This is a genomic window from Mesorhizobium sp. M0244, assembly GCF_040321795.1.
GTDB lineage: Bacteria > Pseudomonadota > Alphaproteobacteria > Rhizobiales > Rhizobiaceae > Mesorhizobium.
This window is the reverse complement of the sequence record NZ_JAMYSE010000188.1, coordinates 1-2599: the sequence shown is the minus strand read 5'-3', so window position 1 is coordinate 2599 and position 2599 is coordinate 1. Positions and strand designations below refer to the sequence as shown.

Below are 2599 nucleotides of genomic sequence, written 5' to 3'. Positions count from 1 at the left end.
TGACCCAATCTTCCGGGTCCTTTTCGACATTTGCCGATGCCTCGATTTTTGGGTTGTGCCGGTCGACCATGCTCAATCTCCCTTGATGATCACCACAATGAGAAATGATCATGATTTGTTCCGCCACATTGTTAGCCTTCTCTGACCGTTTGCATCGGCCCGGTCTGCGGATCGAAGAGAACCAGCGAAGGCCGCCTTCGAGCGGCGCTTTTGCTTCGACTGCGCTGTCGTAGAAAAGCTGTCGTCATATTTTTTAGTTGATACAGCCACTTCAACAGTCGCAATGGAATCGCGTGAGAGCTGTTGCAATCGGCCGCTCCGCCGCCTATTGTGTCTTGCAACAGATCCGAGTTAAACGCATGGTAACTGTTGAATTGACTGATTTTGTTGAATTAAATAACGATCAGCGTCGGGAAAAAGTCAATTCCGACCAACGTTTCATTGCGCTCAAAGAGGCCCAAAGGAAGGCGAAGAGCTTTCGGGGATCCCTCGTCTGGCACACCGTGAACGGCATCGACCATTTGATGCGAAGCTACTACGACGCCGCTGGCGTACGACACCAAAAGGCAGAGGGTCGGCGCTCGCCGGCGAGCGAAGCTGTCAAGGCGGATTGGGAAGCCGCTCGCGCGTCCGCCCAAGAAACGCTCTCTGCGCGACAGGAGCTGATGGAGCGCCAATCTGCTGTCAATCGCGCGCTCCGGCTTGGGCGTGTTCCCCTGATCGCCGCAAGAATTGTCAGAGCAATCGATAACGCCGGTCTTCTCGGGGAAGGCATTCGTATTGCAGGCACGAATGCGATCTACGCCTATGAGGCGTCGGCGGGAGTGTTCGTGGATCCCGGAATCACATCGACGCAAGATATCGATCTCCTCATGGACTCGCGCCAGTCCCTCAGGATCATGTCTGGCGCCAACGTCGAAGATGGAGCGCTCATCAACCTTTTGCGCAAGGTCGATCGGTCTTTCGAGCGTTCATCCGCTACGTTCCGCGCGGTGAACCGCGACGGATACCTCGTCGATCTGATCAAGCCGCTCGCAAACCCGGCGTGGAAGCCGAGCCGGGAAACTATCGGGAAGGCCGACGACGAATTGGTGGCCGCCGAGATCGCCGGCCTGGCATGGTTGGAAAATGCCCCTGCTTTCGAAGCAATCGCCATCGATGAAAAAGGCGGACCGTTACGGCTCGTGGTTCCCGATCCGCGTATTTTTGCCGCTCACAAATTTTGGGTCTCAAAACGAGCTGACCGCGAGCCAATCAAGCGCCGTCGCGACCTGGCCCAAGCGCAAGTGGTTGCCCGGCTGACGACGCAGTATCTCGAGCATCTCCCCTACGAAGCAAGCGACCTTCGGGTCCTCCCAAGGGCCGTTTTCGACGAGGCCCATCATTTATTCGCGCGACCAGCGTCGCGGCCGTGAATGTGTGAGCTACATGTTGGCCGCCTGGATTGGCCCTCAACTTCCAACCGATCGAAGACGCGGCCCAGCAGCGCCAGATCGGAGGGACAATGACGCCAGCTTGCTCTGCTTTGGGGATCAAGTGGCAGCACACCTCTTGATGCAGGCCAGCCGACAGAATCGAAACTAATTGGGCGCTATCAAAGGGTTCAAGCTGGAGACAAGCGCGTCTCAGACTCTCTGGGGACCGCGACCGAGTTGCGCGCCATGAAGAACTATGCGGGGCACAGACTGTCGCCCTGGCTCGGGCATCTGATGGTGTCGTGGCAGGAAACGGCGCGCGCTCTGATGACTCCGGGCGAGGCCCACCGACGCAATCGTCATGATCTCGGGCCAGTTCCCAATCCGAGCGAAGAAGGCACGCTACTTCGCCGATCAGCGGCTTACCGAGCGTGTCCTGCCGCCACCGAAAGACGGCGAGAGCTTGAAAACTGAACGCTCTGACGACTGGACCGGCACGACGGGTCTCACGAAGCAGGAGGGCATTTCTCAAGAAGCGAGGTCCGCCACGGATCAGCAGGACGACGATCCGGCCAACGGCGGCATCCGCCGTCAACCCGAGCTTCCCGAACACGAGGACATCGCAGCGGAGCGAACGGCACGGCGCGATGATGAGTTCGATCTCGACCGGGACGAGCCCGACGATGACGCCGTACGTCGTCGCAGTGTCGATCAAGCCATGAGACGCGCAGCACGTCAGGCCGCTCTTGACCCCAGTGATGGCATTGAGCTTTGAGCCCATGAAGAACGCCAAGAAAAAACATCTCTCTGCCTATCTTGATCCTGACGTGATGAACGCACAGGCTGATTACGCTGGGCGGCGCGAGGTCTCGCTGTCACTGGTCGCCGAGGCTGCACTCGCATCGTTTCTGTCGCCGGATGCCGAAGAGCGGAAGCAAGCGGCGATAACTCGCCGCCTCGACCAGATCGATCGACGCGTGCAGCATGTCGAGCGTGACGTCGGAATTGCTATTGAGACGCTAGCATTGTTCGTCCGGTTTTGGCTCAACTCGACCCCAGACTTGCCGGAATCCGCTCAGGCCGAAGCCTGCGCGAAGGGTTTGCAGCGTTATGACAATTTCGTCGATGCACTCGGTCGCCGGCTCAGCAAAGGACCAAGGCTGAGGCAAGAAATAGCCGGCGAT

Annotated in this window: 3 protein-coding genes; all 3 read left to right on the top strand. The window is 58.4% G+C overall.

Features of this window, described 5'->3' with window-relative positions:
• Positions 1-359: 359 nt before the first annotated feature.
• The gene (locus NKJ08_RS38400) at positions 360-1415 is read left to right on the top strand and encodes a GSU2403 family nucleotidyltransferase fold protein (protein ID WP_352786344.1); all 1056 of its coding nucleotides are present in this window, start codon (positions 360-362) and stop codon (positions 1413-1415) included.
• A gap of 361 nt (positions 1416-1776) precedes the next feature.
• The gene (locus NKJ08_RS38395) at positions 1777-2190 is read left to right on the top strand and encodes a hypothetical protein (RefSeq protein ID WP_502906393.1); all 414 of its coding nucleotides are present in this window, start codon (positions 1777-1779) and stop codon (positions 2188-2190) included.
• A 4-nt stretch (positions 2191-2194) separates the two neighbouring features.
• A partial coding sequence (locus NKJ08_RS38390) for a CopG family transcriptional regulator (RefSeq protein ID WP_352786342.1) occupies positions 2195-2599 on the top strand: 405 nt, incomplete at its 3' end.

What these genes read in the sequence shown, in the direction of transcription:
- NKJ08_RS38400 (WP_352786344.1), top strand. Translation starts at nt 360, where the DNA reads ATGGTAACTGTTGAATTGACTGATTTTGTTGAATTAAATAACGATCAG.
- NKJ08_RS38395 (WP_502906393.1), top strand. Translation starts at nt 1,777, where the DNA reads ATGATCTCGGGCCAGTTCCCAATCCGAGCGAAGAAGGCACGCTACTTC.